The following is a 16,008-nucleotide window of genomic DNA, read 5'->3' on the forward strand; positions in this document are numbered from 1 at the left end:
ATGGAAGATCGAATCGAATTGTCAGCATGTACCTCAATCATGGTAGGAAAAGCAGCTTCCCTAGATGGAGCGACGTATATTTCTAGAAATGAAGACCGCCTAATTGCTATTCATCCAAAGCGTTTTTTGGTACAACCAGCAGTTAGCGGGCGTAAAGAAACTTATACATCGCCCTACAATGGGTTGACGGTGCCTTTACCAGCAAGCGGTTATCGTTATACTTCTACGCCGAATGGGGATGAAAGTGATGGTCCTAATGAAGAGGACGGCTTTAACGAAAAGAACGTTGGTGAAAGTGCCACAGAAAGTGTTTATGCAAACGAACGGGTACTGGCTTATGATCCATTTGTTAAAAATGGATTGGCAGAAGATTCAATGACTACTTTGGTATTGCCTTTTATTAATTCGGCGCGCGATGGCGTACGCTATTTGGGTGAACTGGTTAAAAAGTATGGTTCTGCTGAAGGAAATGGTGTCCAATTTAATGATGCGGATGAAGTTTGGTATATGGAAATTGTGACCGGTCATCAATGGGTCGCTGTACGAATTCCAGACGATTGCTATGCCGTGGCAGCTAACCAAATTGCTATTGAGGATATTGATTTTAACGATCCCGATAACTACATGTGGTCAGAAAATATTCAAACATTTGTGGAAGAACATCATTTGAATCCTGACCGAGATCGGTGGAACTTCCGTCACATTTTTGGAACGGATACTGAAAAAGATCATCATTACAATACTCCACGGGTTTGGTTTGCCCAAAGGTACTTGAATCCAGAAATTGACCAGGACCCTGAATCTCCAGAACTACCATTTATTCGGAAGGCTAGCCGGAAAATTGCAGTTGAGGATATTCAATATATTTTGAAATCCCACTATAACGAAACTAAATACGATCCTCTCGGAAGCGGAAGTGAGCACGATCGCAAGACTTATCGGGCCATTTCGCTATCGAGAACTGCTAATTCACACATTCTCCAAATGCGCGATAGTCGTAAAAATGGTGCTGCCGGAGTGCAATGGATTGGATTTGGCGTGCCCAGTTTCTGTCCACACGTTCCGTTCTTCACGAATGCAAATGATACAGACGTTTCATATCGAGAATTACCTGAACAAATGTCGTTAGACAGCGCCTACTGGTTATATGAAACATTAGCAATGGTCGTTGAATCGCATTATGCGGAATTTATCCAAGCGGACCTAGATTATCAAAAGGAATTATCACAGTGGGCAAGAACGAAGATTAGTGAGGTTGACCAGCAAGCTGAAAGACTTGAGGGAACCCAGCTTACGGACTATTTAACTGAACAAAATCATTTAATCGCCCAGCATTATAATGATGAAACTAAAAAACTTCTAGCAGAACTAACGAAACAGGGAGCGGAATTGTCGAAGTTGACGTTTAAGATGGATCCTGATTTGTAGTAAAAAATCTAAAATATTTTCACAGTACAAAAACATATTATCAACGCTTTTAAACGATTGGTGTTAGAGCAATTGTAGAAGCAATGACAATGTGTTTTTTATGTTACATTAATAGCATATTAGAAATTAAATTATATGAAAGCGCTTGCTTATTTTTTATAATGGCCTTATACTATGTTTGTGGTTGTTATATCAATATAACAAGTTGGTGATAAGGGATGAAAAGACAGCCGCTCTGGCAATATAAACAAATAAGTGCGGAATTAATTAGAAAAATAGAAAGTGGTGAATTAGTAGTTAATTCCAAACTTCCGTCAGAAAAACTACTATGCGAACAATATGACGTCAGTAGAATTACCGTTCGTAAAGCGTTAGCAGAATTAGAAGAGAAACACTACATAACAAGACGCCAAGGCCAAGGTAGTTTTGTTAAAGCACATTTTGAAGATGCAGGTATTAGTTACATTGATAACAATAGCGAAGATCTGCGTCGATTAGGACACTCAGTTTATATCGAATTACATGAATTTTCGATCTTAGCCGATGGTGAAGAGACGAAGGTGAGAAGAATCATGCAAATGAATAATAGTGAGTATCTATATCGGGTGAATCAAGTCTACATATCAGACCGTAGACCTATTATTCAACGTGAGACGTTTATGTCCTTTGCTGATTTTCCGTTATTAACTTCTGCAGAGTTACAAAATACGGAATTAATGCCATTACTTGCCAGAAAATTTGATTTAAATTTAAAGCGTTTACATCATGAGATAAGCACTGAAGTGGAAGATATACCTTCTAGATTGTATGGAATACCAAATACTTCACCAAGAGAATCTTATATCAAAGCAAAAACTACGTATACTAATGAAGAAAATCGTACTGTTTACTTAAGTAATGCTACAACAGCAGCATCTTCTAAAGTATTCTTTGTACGGCATAAGGAGGAAAATGTTATGTCAGAACCACATATTTTACTTACACGAGTTGATAACCGTTTAGTCCATGGTCAGGTCGGAGTAACTTGGACTAAAACTTTAGGAGCAAATTTAATTTTAGTAGCAAATGATCAAGCGGCTCAAGATATTTTGCAACAAAAACTAATGAAAAGTACAGCAGAATCTTCAGGAGCACAGATTAGATTTTTCACCTTACAAAAGACAATTGATGTTATTCAAAAAGCTGCGGATCGTCAAAAAATTTTTATCGTGGTAAAAACGCCTGAAGATGCCCTAACCTTAATTAAGGGGAATGTGCCCATTAAAGAATTGAATGTTGGAAATATGCATTTTGCACCTGGAAAAGAAGAGATTACTAAAAAGGTATATGTTGATCAAAGTGATAAAGACGCCTTAATGGGTGCTGTAAACATGGGAGTTAATGTTTATATACAGGATGTTCCAGATGATCATAAAACCGAAGTTAACTTTTAATATTTAGTTTATAAAAATACTAAGGGGGATTTGACATGTCGATAACTTTAATACAAGGGCTAATGTTATCAATATTTGCTGTGATAGCAGGTCTTGATTCATGGCTAGAAGTTTTATACATATTTAGACCTATCATAAGTTGTACTGTAGCAGGTTTTATCTTGGGCGATCCTACATTGGGTATCATGGCTGGTGGACTTACTGAACTAACTTTTGCGGGATTGACTCCAGCTGGTGGGACACAACCACCTAACCCAGCAGTGTGCGGGATAATGACTGTAGTTATTGCGCATACTGCAAGTGTAGGACCATCTACGGCTATTGGTTTATCATTACCATTCGCAATGTTAATGCAATATATTTTATTGATGTGCTATTCATTATTTTCAGTATTCATGCCAGTTATGGATAAAGCAGCAGCCGAAGGAAATACCAAGAAATTTGCTTCTGTACCATATTTAATTATGGCAATTGTAGGAGTTTTATTCTTTGTAGTAATTTTCTTATCAGCCTATGCTGCTCAAGGACCTATGCAAGCTCTAGTTAAAGCAATGCCTGTTTGGTTAATACATGGTTTTGAACTAGCAGGAAGTGCATTACCTGCGGTTGGTTTTGCAATGTTACTAAAAGTTCTTTTACGGGTCGAATATGTACCGTATTTATTACTTGGGTTTGTGGTAGCAAGTTTCATTAACTTCTCAAACGTATTGCCAGCAGCTGTAATTGGTATTGTATTTGCTATTATTGAGTTCTTTAGAGATAAAAAGAATAAACAATTACAAGAACAAATTGAAGCTCTTAAGGAAGCTGGTATAAATGGAGGCGAAGAAGATGGCATCTAACGTAGAAAATACTAAGAAAACAAGCAAGTTAAGCAAAAAAGATATTACTATGCTAGGAATTCGCTCTTCATTATTACAATCTGCTTTTTCTTATGAACGAATGCAAGCTGGAGGATGGGCTTTTGCCCAAGTTCCTATTTGGAAAAAAATTTTTGGTAATGATAAAAAGGCATTGTCTGAAGCCATGTCTGATAATATGGAATTCATCAATACTGCTCCTCCATTAGTATCGATTTTAATGGGACTTTTGACTAGTTTAGAAGAAAAAAGAGTTGATCGTCAAACTATCCGAGGATTGAAAAATGGATTGTTTGGTCCAATGGCTGGTATTGGAGATGCTATTTATTGGTTTACTTTGATGCCGATTGTTGGTGGAATTGCTGCCTCCTTTGCTTCAAAAGGTAACATTCTAGGACCAATTATCTTTTTCTTAGTCTATCTTGCAATCTTCTTGTGTCGAATCCCATTTGCACATCTAGGATATAACTTAGGTGTTAAAGCAATTGATGTAATTCAAGATAATTCGAAAATTATAGCTCGTGTAGCTACAATTATGGGACTAACTGTTATCGGAGCTTTAATTAGCCAATATGTGGCATTATCACTTAGTGTAAAAATAGGCTCTGTATCACTTCAAAAGGATTTCTTGGATAAGATTTTTCCTAATATTTTACCTCTAGGATTTACTTTCTTCTTATACTATTTGTTGAAGAAAAAAGTATCGCCAATTGTTTTAATTGTAATAGTTTTTGTACTTTGTATTATATGTTCATACTTTAAGATTATGTAGAGGTATTAAAAATGACAAAAATAAATACAATTATTACGGGACATGGTAATTTCGCTTCTGGAATTGGGAGTTCACTTAAATTACTATCTGGAGAACATGACGAAATTACATTAGTTGATTTCACTGAATCGATGAGTGAATTAGATTTGGGGGAGAAACTTGCTGACAGCTTACAGCAAGATATACCAACGCTCTATTTTACTGATTTAGCCGGCGGAACACCTTTTAAAGAAGCTATAAAAATATCTATTGATAAACCAGATGTTGAAGTTGTTTCAGGATGTAATTTGGCCGCATTGTTAGAGACTATGTTCAATGATTATGATAATGTACAAGCTTATGCTAAAGATTTAGTTGAAATAACTAAAAAAACAGCGGATTTAGCAGATTTTAGTACAAATATTGAAGAAGAAAATATTGAAGATGGAATTTGATAATTAAGTTTAACCTTAAAATAAAAAGCTCTTAAGTGATGTGAAATCCCCATAATTATTAGATATTGTACTAATAATTATGGGGATTTTTTATGTAAGAATTTAAGGCTGTTTTAGTTTGTGAATATCAGTTAGAAATAATGAAAAACCTAGCAGAATTTATTTTGCTAGGTTTTTTTAAAAAAACCATTGACTATTTTTTTGAATCCGCTTACACTTGTTGTGGGCTCAAATAAATAATATATATATCTTTTCTAAAAATGTTTTGTTGTTTTTTAGGGGTTGATAATAATATAAAGTATATGATTATAAAAAAAAGGACCGAGGGGCGGTAATATGAAATTTAAGGAGCTTTCACCATCTACTTATGCAGAGGAATTTATTCGTTCAAAAATTTTGGTAGAAGAGGATGGGACAGCAATTAAATCTCAAAGAGAATTATCTGCTGATTTAGGGGTTAGTAGAAATGCAATTAAGTATGCATTGAAAAGACTTCAGTATGATGGGGATATACGTATAAAAGAACGACAAGGTATAGAGATTAATAAGAAACGGGATATTAATCTTCTAAGTATGGAACCAATGAGTAAGGAATTAAAACAAGCAGAAATGCATATTAAGCATATTTCTAGTGAAATAATCAAAACTCCAGATTCATTAGTTGATTTTTTTGGGAATGCAACCGAGTTAGCGGAAATAAAGAGAATTAGACTTGATGATAAAGATGTTGTATCTTTTGAAATTTCTTATCTAGATAATCGAAAATTTGAAGATATAGCTAGCGTCAATTTTAATGAATGCTCATTATATCAAATTTTGGAAAATAGATATGGAAAGCTACCAATATATGGGTATGAAAATATAACATGTGTCTTGGCGAATGAGAGCTTAGCAACTAAGTTAAATGTGAAAATAAATACGCCATTATATCAAGTAGATAGTTATAACTATTCTGATGATGATAAAGCAGTAGAACATACAGCTCAATTTTTACCAGCTAATAAAATTAAATATCATTTTAAAGCAAAAAATATTTTTGATTATCAAGAGGATGATGACGATGACATTATTTAAAGATATATACAAAGATCTTGATAACAAAATAAAAATGGGACTCTATAAGAAGGGCAGCGCATTACCAAATGAAGGAGAACTTCAACTGATTTATGGAGTAAGTAGGACAACTATCAGGAACGCCGTCGATCAGCTAGTTTTAGAAGGTAAAGTAATACGAAAAAGAGGGATAGGATTATTTGTATCTCCAAAGGTGACTAAGCAAAACATTTTAAATATGACGGGAATAATTAAACCAACGTATTTAAAATCAGAAGAAAAGATAAAAATTAAAGATGCCTATTTACGTAAAGCTGGAGCCTATTATGCACAGATTTTTAATATTAGCCCTGACGTACTTGTGTACTATATCACTTTATTAGCTTTTTCAGATGAAGAAAAAACATATGAAAAAATAATTATGCCGTTAGACTTATTTCCTGCATTTGATCCTGAAATCTTGAAAGTAACTTCAATTATTGAAGCGATTAATACAGGGACATCGGATGTTCAGGATGTTTATCAAGACTTTCAATTAGTTGAAGTGAATGAAGAAGATAGTAAATATTTAAGTATAGAATCTGGAAGCCCAGTATTTAAAATCACCAACACATTTAGCGATAACGAAGAAAAAAATATCGCAGTGGAATATAAATTGCAAAATGCGCTAACTACTAAATATAAAATTGATTTCGATTAAATTGGAGGATATAGAAATGATAAAACTTCTTAGAGTAGATCATCGATTATTACATGGACAGGTGGCAGTTTCTTGGTTTAATGGTTTAGACGCCAACACGATTTTAGTTGCCAATGATTCTGTTGCCAATGATGATTTTCGAAAATCAGCAATTCGATTAGCTAAACCTGAAAATGCAAAATTAGTAATGAAGTCAATTGATGATAGTGTACAAGCAATTAACTCAGGGGTGACTGATAAATATAAAATGCTAGTGGTTGTTGAGTCAGTTGCAGATGCAAAAAAACTAATTGAGGGTACTGGAGGAAAGATTGAAGCTTTGAATTTAGGCGGAACAAAGGCTCGTGAAGGTACTACTAATTATTCCAAAACTATTAATTTAACTGTTGAAGAAGCAGAACAAATAGCAGAATTGCAACAGCAAAATGTTGATGTATATATACAACAGGTACCGAATGAAGACAAACAAGAATTTCATAAAAAATAAATAAGGAGGTTGTATTATGAATCAATATGTTACTGCCATATTATTAGCTTTAATAGCAATGTTAGGTAACGGGGAGTATTTTTTAGGATCGTCTATGCTTTCTAGACCATTGGTAATGTGTACATTAGCTGGATTGATTACAGGAAATATTCATGAAGGAATTATAATGGGGGCAACTTTAGAGTTGGCTTTCGTGGGATCTTTTTCGATCGGAGCTTCGATACCACCAGAGATTATTTCAGGAAGTGTCCTAGGGACGGCGTTTGCAATTGCAGCAGGTAAGAGTACAGCGGTTGCTTTAACACTAGGTATTCCAATTGCTTCACTAGTATTAGTTATTAAGAACCTTTGTTTTATTTTTATCCTACCTTATTTTGTACATAAAGCAGATGCGTATGCTGCCGAAGGTGATGGACGAGGTTTGAGTAGAATGAATGTTTTAGGTGGCTTTTTTTCAGTGAACTTACCAATCGGTTTGGTGGTAGGAATTTCATATCTTTTAGGAAGCCCAGTAATTAAATCTTTCCTTGCAATTATACCTAAATTTATTATTAATGGTCTTGGAATTGCTACGGGACTATTGCCAGCTTATGGTTTTGCTCTTTTATTGAAGATGATGATCAATAAAAACAATGTGACATTCTTTATTTTAGGTTTTGCCTTGGCGGTTTATGCAAATATTCCAGTAACAGGGGTGGCTATTTTTGGAGCTTGTTTAGCGTTAGTATTAACAGGTTATTCATCATACAAAGATAAATTTAGTACAAAGACAACACAAGTTGCTGCAGATGGAGGATCTTTGCCAGACGGTACAGGGAATAACGGAGGTATAAATTATGAAGATGAAGAGTTCTAAATTACTTACTAGAAAAGATTTAATGTCAACATTTTGGCGTTCATTTACTATGGAGTGGGCATGGAACTATGAAAGACAATCAAATTTAGGGTATAGCTATTCAATGATTCCAACTCTACAAAAAATATATAAAGGAAACGATGAAAAGCTAAAATCAGCATTCAAACGACATTTAGAATTTTTCAATATTACGCCTTGGTTAAGTACGTTCCCTTTGGGGATTTCGATCGCAATGGAAGAACAAAATGCATTAACGCAGGATTTTGATGAAGATTCCATTAATAATATCAAAATTGCATTAATGGGACCTTTAAGTGGTATTGGAGATTCATTTTTTTGGGGAACGTTGCGAGTTATTGCTACGGGAATTGGAACATCTTTAGCATTTCAGGGTAATATACTTGGCCCTTTGCTATTCTTACTGATATTTAATGTTCCGGCAGTGATTGCTCGATATTATGGTTTGTTTATTGGATACAATATTGGAGCTTCATTTATTGATAAGGTTCAAAAAACTGGATTGATGGATAAGTTAACTTACGGTGCTTCTGTGTTAGGCTTAGGGGTTGTCGGTGCTATGGTCGCAACAATGGTAACAATTAAAATGCCAATGAAAATTGGATCTGGGGCAGATGCACAAACTATTCAAAAGATTTTTGATGGAATTGTTCCGGGAATATTGCCCTTACTATTCACACTATTTATTTTCTTACTAGATAAAAAGGGTTGGAAAGCCCAATATATTTTATTATTAATTGCAGCATTAGGAATTTTTGGAGCATGGTCTGGACTATTAGGCTAGATAGAAAGAGAGGAAATTTTTATGAAAAGCATTGAAGATTATGTACATTTAGAATCTAAATTTTATCAAAAAGTGATGGATCAGCGGAAAGAGTTGTTTGAAAATAAATTTACCGATATAGACGTTTCGAGCATTGATAACGTTGTAATTTATGCAACTGGTTCGAGTTCAAATGCGGCATTTGGAGCATTACCATTTGTAAGCAAAATATTGGGGTTGCCAGTACGAATTGAAGAACCATCAATTTCTGAAAATTATTTAATGAATGTTAGCGAAAATACATTGTGTATTGCAATTTCACAAGGAGGACATAGTTATTCAGTTGTGGAACTAGTCGAGAGACTTCAAAAAGCTGGACATACTGTATTTGCTTTAACTAGTGAAGATAATAGCCCCTTGGCAAAAAAAAGTGATAATTTATTGATGATGGGGATGCCAATCGAAGAGATGCCCTATGTTAGCGCTGGATATAGTGTGGCAATCTTAGATTTGATTTTGATAGCGCTTACTGTGTCGCGCATGAATAATGGTATTTCTGAAACAACAGAAGAGAATTATTATTCATTAATTAATAAGATTATAAGCAAAGTACCTAAAGTTGTTGAGCAATCAACTTGTTGGGTAGAAGAAAAAATTGATCAATTTTCAAAAGCGGAACGAATAATTTTTATTGGATATGGAGCTACATACGGTGTGGCTCGCGAGGGAGAAACTAAAATTACTGAAGCCGTGAGAGTTAGTGCTTGGGGTAAGGAACTTGAAGAATACATGCACGGCCCTTATTTAGGATTACACAAAAAGGATTTTATCGTATTCATTGAACCTGATGGTAAGCTACAAGGACGTGCAAATTTACTAAAGAAATTCTTGAATCAACATGTAGATAATATATTTACGATATATGCAAATGATAGAACAACTGATGACAAAGATCTTCATTTATCTCTAGAAACAGACGAGCTATTGGCTGCGTTATTTATGACGATACCGATTCATTTATTAGCATATCGGCTATCTAAAATAAAAAAAATAGATTTAGAAGCATCGGCGTATCCAGATTTCGATAAAATTACCGCATCTAAAATTTAAAAAAAGAAGGGCAAAATAATGAAAAAAGTTAACAAAGAAGAATTAATCAAAAAGATGAATGGAGCTTTAAAATTACGTGAAGAAATCAATAAATTTGTGGATGATTTTTATGAACGTGGATTTACTAATATTTGTTGGTTGGGAATTGGCGGGACATATGCATCTTCTATGCAAGCCGTAGTGCATATGAAAGAAAAAACAGCGTTGGAAACTTTTTACCAAAATGCTGCTGAATATTTAACTACTGGGAACAAGCGAATTACTGATAAAACCTTAGTAGTGACGTCATCGGTTACTGGGAATACAAAAGAAGTTGTTGAAGCGGTAAGTAAAATGAGAGATACAGGTATTACAGTTTTAGGATTTATTGATAATAGTGATGCTGATCTGGCTTCAATGGTATCCTACTGTATTTCATACCCAGAGAACGAACAATTAAAGTTCTTCATGGTGGCAGATCGACTTATGTATTTGGAGGGTGAATTCCCAGATTATGAAGAATTTTATCAAGAAATGAATGAACATTTTGCAGAAGATATTGCAAATATTGAAGCAAATGCAGATACTTTTGCTATGAAATTTGCAGAAGAACATCATGATGATAAAATACATTATTTTGTAGGAGCCGGAAATCAATGGGGGGCAACGTACTCGTATGCTATGTGCTATTGGGAAGAACAACATTGGATTCGTACAAGAGCTGTTGAAGCGGCGGAATTTTTCCATGGAATGTTCGAAGTGATCGATCGTGACACTCCAGTTACTGTATATGTTGGTGAAGATAGTCAGAGAAAATTAAGTGAAAGAGTCGCTAACTTTTTACCACAAATTTGTGGTAAATATACAATTATTGATACTAAAGACTATGATCTCCCAGGTATTTCAGAAAAATTCCGTGGAACATTATCGCCATTCGTTTTTCACGCTATTAATAATAGAATTGATGTAAATATTGAACATATTAATCGACATCCTATGGATATTCGTCGATATTATCGTGCGCTAGACTATTAAAAAGGGAAAGATGACAAAATGGTACCAGTAATTGTATGTACACATGGGAATTCGGCACTAGAATTGGTCGAATCAGCAGAAATGATTTGCGGAAAGCAAGATAATTGTAAGACTGTTCAATTCTCAATGGGGGAAAACCTAGAAGATCTAAAAAGTGAATTATCTGAAAAAATAAAATTTTTTGATGGCAAAGTAATTTGTATGACGGATTTAGTTGGTGGAACACCATTTAACACGTTAGTCATGTTAAAAAAGAAATATCCAAATTTAGATATTGTGTCTGGGGTTAATATACCAATGCTATTGCAACTGTTTGTTTATCGTTCGCAATTGGAAAAAGAAGAGCTTGTTAAAACGGTTATTACAGCAGGTAAAAAAAGTATTGAAAAGTACGAATTTAAAAGTGTTATAGAAGATGATTTTTAAACATTTTTAGGAAATTAAAATAAATCCATTCAGTGAGGATCCTCACTGAATGGATTTTTTGTATCTTCACTTTTGGTGATTAGTTAAAATTCTTTTATTTACCAGGCACATAATCAGGATCAATAATTAAAACCGGTTTAATAACTTCACCTGAACGAGAAGCAGCATTTGCTTCATTAATTTCGTCAAAATTAAAGAATTTTTCAGTCTTATCAAAATCAAACATGCCAGCTTTGTAGAATTCGATTAAACGAGGGATGTCAATTTGTGGAATCGAATCGCCCATGTTGACACCGACAATCTTCTTGTCATCTACACAAAGATCATTCCAAGTATCAAGGTCAATGTGATTTGGTGTTACAGCGATAGTTGCAGTGGTACCACCTTGGGTTAGAACTTTGATGGAATCTTCCATGACTTTAGTGATACCAGTTGTGTCAACAGCCCAATTAACTCCGAGGCCGCCAGTTAATTTTTTCACTTCTTCGACTACATCAACATTTTTACTGTTGATAATGTCAGTAGCACCTAATTCTTTGGCTAAGGCTAAACGAGAATCAACAATATCAATTCCAATCACTTTTGTACAACCAGAAATCTTACCAGCCATCATAGCTGCTAAACCAACGGCTCCTGTACCAAATACGGCGATGGTGTCACCGGGACGTGGTTGAAGAGTGTTGAGAACGGTACCTGAACCAGTTACATAGCCACATCCAAGTGGTCCAACTTTACGAAGATCGATATCGTCATCAATTTTAACGGCATTTCGTTCACGAACAACGGTCGTAGAAGTGAATGAACTTTGGTCAAACATATCTGCAACGTGCTTGCCATTTTCAGTGAAGTGGCTTGAGCCATCTGGACGTACACCAGAAAGGTTGTTAGCGGCGTAGTTACGGCATTGAGTTGGGATTCCACGTAGACAATTATCGCAATTTCCACAAGCATAGAAACTTAGAATGACATGGTCGCCAGGTTTAAATTGTGTAACTTCTGGTCCAACTTTTTCAACGATTCCGGAACCTTCATGGCCAAGAACAATCGGATAATCAATAATAGCATCGCCCACCCGTAGAGCTTCGTCAGAATGACAAATTCCACTGGCAACCATATGAACTTGAATATCGTCTGGCCCCATTTCAGCTAATTCAATATCATCTTTAATCTTAAAATCACTATTTTGTTGATCGACAACTGCTGCTTTAATTTTCATGAACTAAGATCTCCTTTGTGGATTGGTATGTATGATTCATAAACTAATTATTTCACAAAAAGAAAGCGTTTGCAAAACTAACTTTGTATAAATAACTTATTTTTAATTTACGCTTGAAAGAGTGCTAATATGTGGTTATATTGGTGTTAATTAGCAGAGAAGAATAATTTGGAGGACAAATCATGCAGAAATTAGTATCAATCGATGTAGGTGGAACATCAATAAAATATGGCCTGTGGGATGAAAATACCAAGCAATTAAGTGACAAAGGAAGTATTGCAACACCTGATAATATTGAAGATTTTTATCAAGTTCTTCAACAAATTAAAGATAGCTTTAAAGATGTCGATGGAATTGGAATGAGTATCCCAGGTGCAGTAGACCAGCGCACGGGGGTGATTGGTGGCATTAGCGCCATTCCATATATTCATAACTTTCCAATCCAAAAAGAACTAGAGGCACGATTAGAAACTAAAATAACAATGGAAAATGATGCTAACTGTGCGGCTTTAGCTGAAGTATCAATTGGTACAGCTAAAGACATGAATAACGTACTATTTGTAGTTATTGGTACTGGCGTAGGTGGTGCGGTTGTAATAAATCGTCAAATCGTTCACGGAAGCCATCTTTACGGTGGTGAATTTGGTATGATGTTAGCGTTAGAAAATCAACAGCTTAGTAAAGTTGGAACGGCTGTGCATCTCGGTCAAAATTATAATGACAAATATGATAATAATTTATCCGGGCGAGAAGTTTTAGAACTTGCTTATAAGGGTGACAAAAATGCCATGAAAGAGGTACAAAAGATGTACGATAATCTTGCGCATGTCATTTATAATATTCAGTTCGGAATAGATCCAGAGGCAATCATTATTGGTGGTGGAGTTTCTGCTAATACTAATTTTATTAAAGGATTGAATCAAACTCTTCAAAACCTTATGATAAATCTTCGCGATATTCCAATTACTCCTCAAGTAAAGGCTGCAGAGTTACATAATGATGCTAATTTAGTTGGTGCGGCATATAATTTTTATAATTGATAATATTGGCCTTATTACCTAAGCTACTATAGCGAAATCTAATTACAAAAAACGTCCTTGATGTAGAGAAATACATCAAGGACGTTTTTTGTTTTTAAATATTATAAGCTAACAGTTTCTTTACTGTCTTTCAAATCGAATTCTTTAACTTCTGTTCCTACATGAACAAAAAGTTTTGGTTGAGCTGAAAGAACTGTAGTATCAACGGTTAAATTACCTCCGTTAACATCAACGGTAATTTCTCCAAGTACATTTCCCTTATTATCAACAACACGTTGTGAATGAGTTCCTTCGGTCATTTGATATAAGTGAAGTTCAGGAGCAGCTGCATAATCGTAATCAGCGTGTTCAGCATCAGGGTTAGTTAGTAAGATACTATTTTCACGAGCTAACAATGGTAGGTTCAAATAGTCGTATTTTTCAGTAATCCATTCACCATTATTATTAATATCGTACACTTTATTAGTTAAGATGTTAGTCCATTTACCACCTGAAATATAGTACTTAATAGTACCTTCTTCGTTGAAAATAGGAGCAACTAACAAGTTAGAGCCGAGCATGTATTGAGTATCCAAATGATAACTGTTTTGATCTTCGCCAAATTCAAGGAACATTGGACGCATCAATGGCACACCAGTTTCATGAGTACGGACAGCTTCATCATAGAGATATGGCATTAGAGTTAACTTGTTTTTAACAAATTTACGTGTTACGTCAACAGCTTCTTCATCGTAGTTCCACGGAACACGATATTCGATATTACCGTGGTAACGACTGTGAGAAGAAAGAAGACCAAATTGAGTCCAGCGCTTGTAAATATCAGCTGAAGCGTTATCTTCAAAACCACCAATATCGTGACTCCAGAAACCAAATCCTGAAAGGAGGAATGATAATCCACCGCGAAGTGAATCAGCCATTGAAGTATAACGTGATAAGTTATCGCCACCCCAGTGAACAGGGAATTTTTGTGAACCTACTGTAGCTGAACGAGCAAATACAGCAGCTTCGCCTTCGCCTTTCTTTTCCAACAATACATCGAAGACCGCTTTGTTGTATAGGTAAGTGTAGTAGTTGTGCATGCGTTTTGGATCGGAGCCATCAAAGTAAACAGCATCTTCAACTGGAATTCGTTCACCAAAGTCAGTCTTGAATGCATCCACACCCATATCCATCAATTCGCGGAGGTAATCTTTATACCACTCAGTCGCTTCTGGGTTAGTAAAATCAACGATGCCTTGACCAGCTTGCCATAAATCCCATTGCCAAACGTTACCATCGCTATGTTTGATGAAGTAACCTTTTTCTTTACCAATTTTGAATAAACGCGATTTTTGACTGATGTATGAGTTTAACCAAACACAAACTTTGAGACCTTTATCGTGAATTCTTGAAATTAGACCCTTTGGATCTGGGAAAGAATCTTTGTCCCATTCAAAACTTGTCCATTCAAAGCCCTTCATCCAGAAACAGTCAAAGTGGAATACATCAAGTGGAATGTTACGTTCTTTCATTCCATCAATAAATTTCATAACAGTTTCTTCACTGTAATCAGTAGTGAAGGAAGTTGAAAGCCATAAACCAAATGACCATGCTGGTGGAAGAGCTGGTTTACCAGTTAATGATGTGTAGTTTTCAAGAATTTTCTTTGGAGTAGGGCCGTAAATCACAAAGTATTCAAGTGATTCACCTTCGATACTAAATTGAACGCGTGAAGTATTTTCTGAAGCTACTTCAAATGAAACAGTTTCAGGTTGGTTAACAAATACACCGTAGCCTTTGTTAGTGATGTAGAATGGAATATTCTTGTAAGCTTGTTCGCTACCAGTTCCACCATCTTTTTGAGTAATATCAACGCTTTGACCATTCTTTACGAATGAAGTGAAACGTTCACCAAGTCCATAAACTAATTCGTCAATACCGATTGATAGTTGTTCACGCATGTAATGTTTCTTAGTAGCAGTTTCGGTGATTTCACCTTCAGCATTGGGTTCAGATTTAGTGATAACTTTACCATTAGCTTTAAATTCGATTTTAAAATCACTACCATCTACAGGAAATACAGCAGATAAGTCACCAGATTGGATCTTAAGTTTGTTGTCTTCTGTAGATGTTTCTAAACTAACGTGTTGATCGTTTAGACCAAAACTAGGTCCTTTTTGAAGTTGATCAAAGTGAGTTAATTTAACACCGATTACATTTTTAATAGGTGATGTAACGTCAATAGTAGTCATACCAAGATTTAAAGTATCACCACGTTCGTTAATCTTCTTATAAGGAGCAAATACTTGTACATTATCGTCATGAATATCGTAACTATATACTTGTTTCGGATTATTTACTTCGAAACCTTCTTTATCTAACCAATAACCATTTGTAAATTTCATATTACTAATGAGCC

At 35.1% G+C, this 16,008-nt stretch carries 16 protein-coding genes; 14 read left to right on the plus strand and 2 right to left on the minus strand.

What is annotated here, in order from left to right:
- The 13 genes from PEPE_RS00830 (at nucleotide 1) to PEPE_RS00890 (ending at nucleotide 11,354) form a co-directional block, all read left to right on the plus strand.
- Nucleotides 1-1,428 carry a C69 family dipeptidase gene (locus PEPE_RS00830; RefSeq protein WP_011672896.1) on the plus strand — a complete coding sequence of 476 codons (1,428 nt, stop codon included), beginning with the start codon at nucleotides 1-3 and terminating at the stop codon, nucleotides 1,426-1,428.
- Nucleotides 1,429-1,646: 218 nt separating this feature from the next.
- Complete coding sequence (gene agaB / locus PEPE_RS09075) at nucleotides 1,647-2,861, plus strand: PTS galactosamine transporter subunit IIB (RefSeq protein WP_011672897.1); 1,215 nt, start codon at nucleotides 1,647-1,649, stop codon at nucleotides 2,859-2,861.
- 35 nt (nucleotides 2,862-2,896) lie between these two features.
- Nucleotides 2,897-3,703, plus strand: coding sequence for a PTS galactosamine transporter subunit IIC (gene agaC / locus PEPE_RS00840; RefSeq protein WP_041526943.1), 807 nt, complete (start codon nucleotides 2,897-2,899; stop codon nucleotides 3,701-3,703).
- A complete protein-coding gene (agaD, locus tag PEPE_RS00845; RefSeq protein WP_011672899.1) occupies nucleotides 3,693-4,493 on the plus strand; it encodes a PTS galactosamine transporter subunit IID in 801 nt (266 codons plus the stop codon). The genes agaC and agaD overlap by 11 nt, the downstream gene beginning before the upstream one ends.
- Before the next feature lie 11 nt (nucleotides 4,494-4,504).
- On the plus strand, nucleotides 4,505-4,927 hold the full coding sequence (locus PEPE_RS00850; protein ID WP_011672900.1) for a PTS sugar transporter subunit IIA domain-containing protein: 423 nt from the start codon (nucleotides 4,505-4,507) through the stop codon (nucleotides 4,925-4,927).
- 336 nt (nucleotides 4,928-5,263) lie between these two features.
- Nucleotides 5,264-6,001 carry a GntR family transcriptional regulator gene (locus PEPE_RS00855; RefSeq protein ID WP_011672901.1) on the plus strand — a complete coding sequence of 246 codons (738 nt, stop codon included), beginning with the start codon at nucleotides 5,264-5,266 and terminating at the stop codon, nucleotides 5,999-6,001.
- Nucleotides 5,988-6,680 (plus strand): GntR family transcriptional regulator, encoded by a 693-nt coding sequence (locus tag PEPE_RS00860; RefSeq protein WP_011672902.1) that lies wholly within the window; start codon nucleotides 5,988-5,990, stop codon nucleotides 6,678-6,680. Before PEPE_RS00855 ends, PEPE_RS00860 begins: the two co-directional genes overlap by 14 nt.
- A 16-nt stretch (nucleotides 6,681-6,696) precedes the next feature.
- A complete protein-coding gene (locus PEPE_RS00865; protein ID WP_041526945.1) occupies nucleotides 6,697-7,167 on the plus strand; it encodes a PTS sugar transporter subunit IIB in 471 nt (156 codons plus the stop codon).
- A gap of 16 nt (nucleotides 7,168-7,183) precedes the next feature.
- Nucleotides 7,184-8,023, plus strand: coding sequence for a PTS mannose/fructose/sorbose/N-acetylgalactosamine transporter subunit IIC (locus tag PEPE_RS00870; RefSeq protein WP_011672903.1), 840 nt, complete (start codon nucleotides 7,184-7,186; stop codon nucleotides 8,021-8,023).
- A complete protein-coding gene (locus PEPE_RS00875) occupies nucleotides 8,004-8,825 on the plus strand; it encodes a PTS system mannose/fructose/sorbose family transporter subunit IID (RefSeq protein WP_011672904.1) in 822 nt (273 codons plus the stop codon). Before PEPE_RS00870 ends, PEPE_RS00875 begins: the two co-directional genes overlap by 20 nt.
- A gap of 21 nt (nucleotides 8,826-8,846) precedes the next feature.
- The gene (locus PEPE_RS00880; protein WP_041526946.1) at nucleotides 8,847-9,914 is read left to right on the plus strand and encodes an SIS domain-containing protein; all 1,068 of its coding nucleotides are present in this window, start codon (nucleotides 8,847-8,849) and stop codon (nucleotides 9,912-9,914) included.
- A gap of 18 nt (nucleotides 9,915-9,932) precedes the next feature.
- Complete coding sequence (locus tag PEPE_RS00885) at nucleotides 9,933-10,928, plus strand: SIS domain-containing protein (RefSeq protein WP_041526947.1); 996 nt, start codon at nucleotides 9,933-9,935, stop codon at nucleotides 10,926-10,928.
- A gap of 18 nt (nucleotides 10,929-10,946) precedes the next feature.
- Nucleotides 10,947-11,354 carry a PTS sugar transporter subunit IIA gene (locus tag PEPE_RS00890; protein WP_041526948.1) on the plus strand — a complete coding sequence of 136 codons (408 nt, stop codon included), beginning with the start codon at nucleotides 10,947-10,949 and terminating at the stop codon, nucleotides 11,352-11,354.
- Between the two features lie 94 nt (nucleotides 11,355-11,448).
- Here the strand turns inward: PEPE_RS00890 and PEPE_RS00895 are convergent, their stop codons facing one another.
- Entirely contained in the window at nucleotides 11,449-12,570 is a 1,122-nt protein-coding gene (locus PEPE_RS00895; RefSeq protein ID WP_011672905.1) for an NAD(P)-dependent alcohol dehydrogenase, read from the minus strand.
- Between the two features lie 182 nt (nucleotides 12,571-12,752).
- Here PEPE_RS00895 and PEPE_RS00900 point away from each other — a divergent pair, with 182 nt between their 5' ends.
- Nucleotides 12,753-13,610, plus strand: coding sequence for an ROK family protein (locus PEPE_RS00900; RefSeq protein ID WP_002834331.1), 858 nt, complete (start codon nucleotides 12,753-12,755; stop codon nucleotides 13,608-13,610).
- A 101-nt stretch (nucleotides 13,611-13,711) separates the two neighbouring features.
- On the opposite strand, the gene yicI is transcribed toward PEPE_RS00900, so the two are convergent.
- Nucleotides 13,712-15,994: an alpha-xylosidase gene (gene yicI / locus PEPE_RS00905; RefSeq protein ID WP_011672906.1), complete on the minus strand. Its 2,283-nt coding sequence runs from the start codon at nucleotides 15,992-15,994 to the stop codon at nucleotides 13,712-13,714.
- Between the last annotated feature and the right edge of the window lie 14 nt (nucleotides 15,995-16,008).

It is taken from the genome of Pediococcus pentosaceus ATCC 25745 (assembly GCF_000014505.1).
Taxonomy (GTDB): Bacteria; Bacillota; Bacilli; order Lactobacillales; family Lactobacillaceae; genus Pediococcus; species Pediococcus pentosaceus.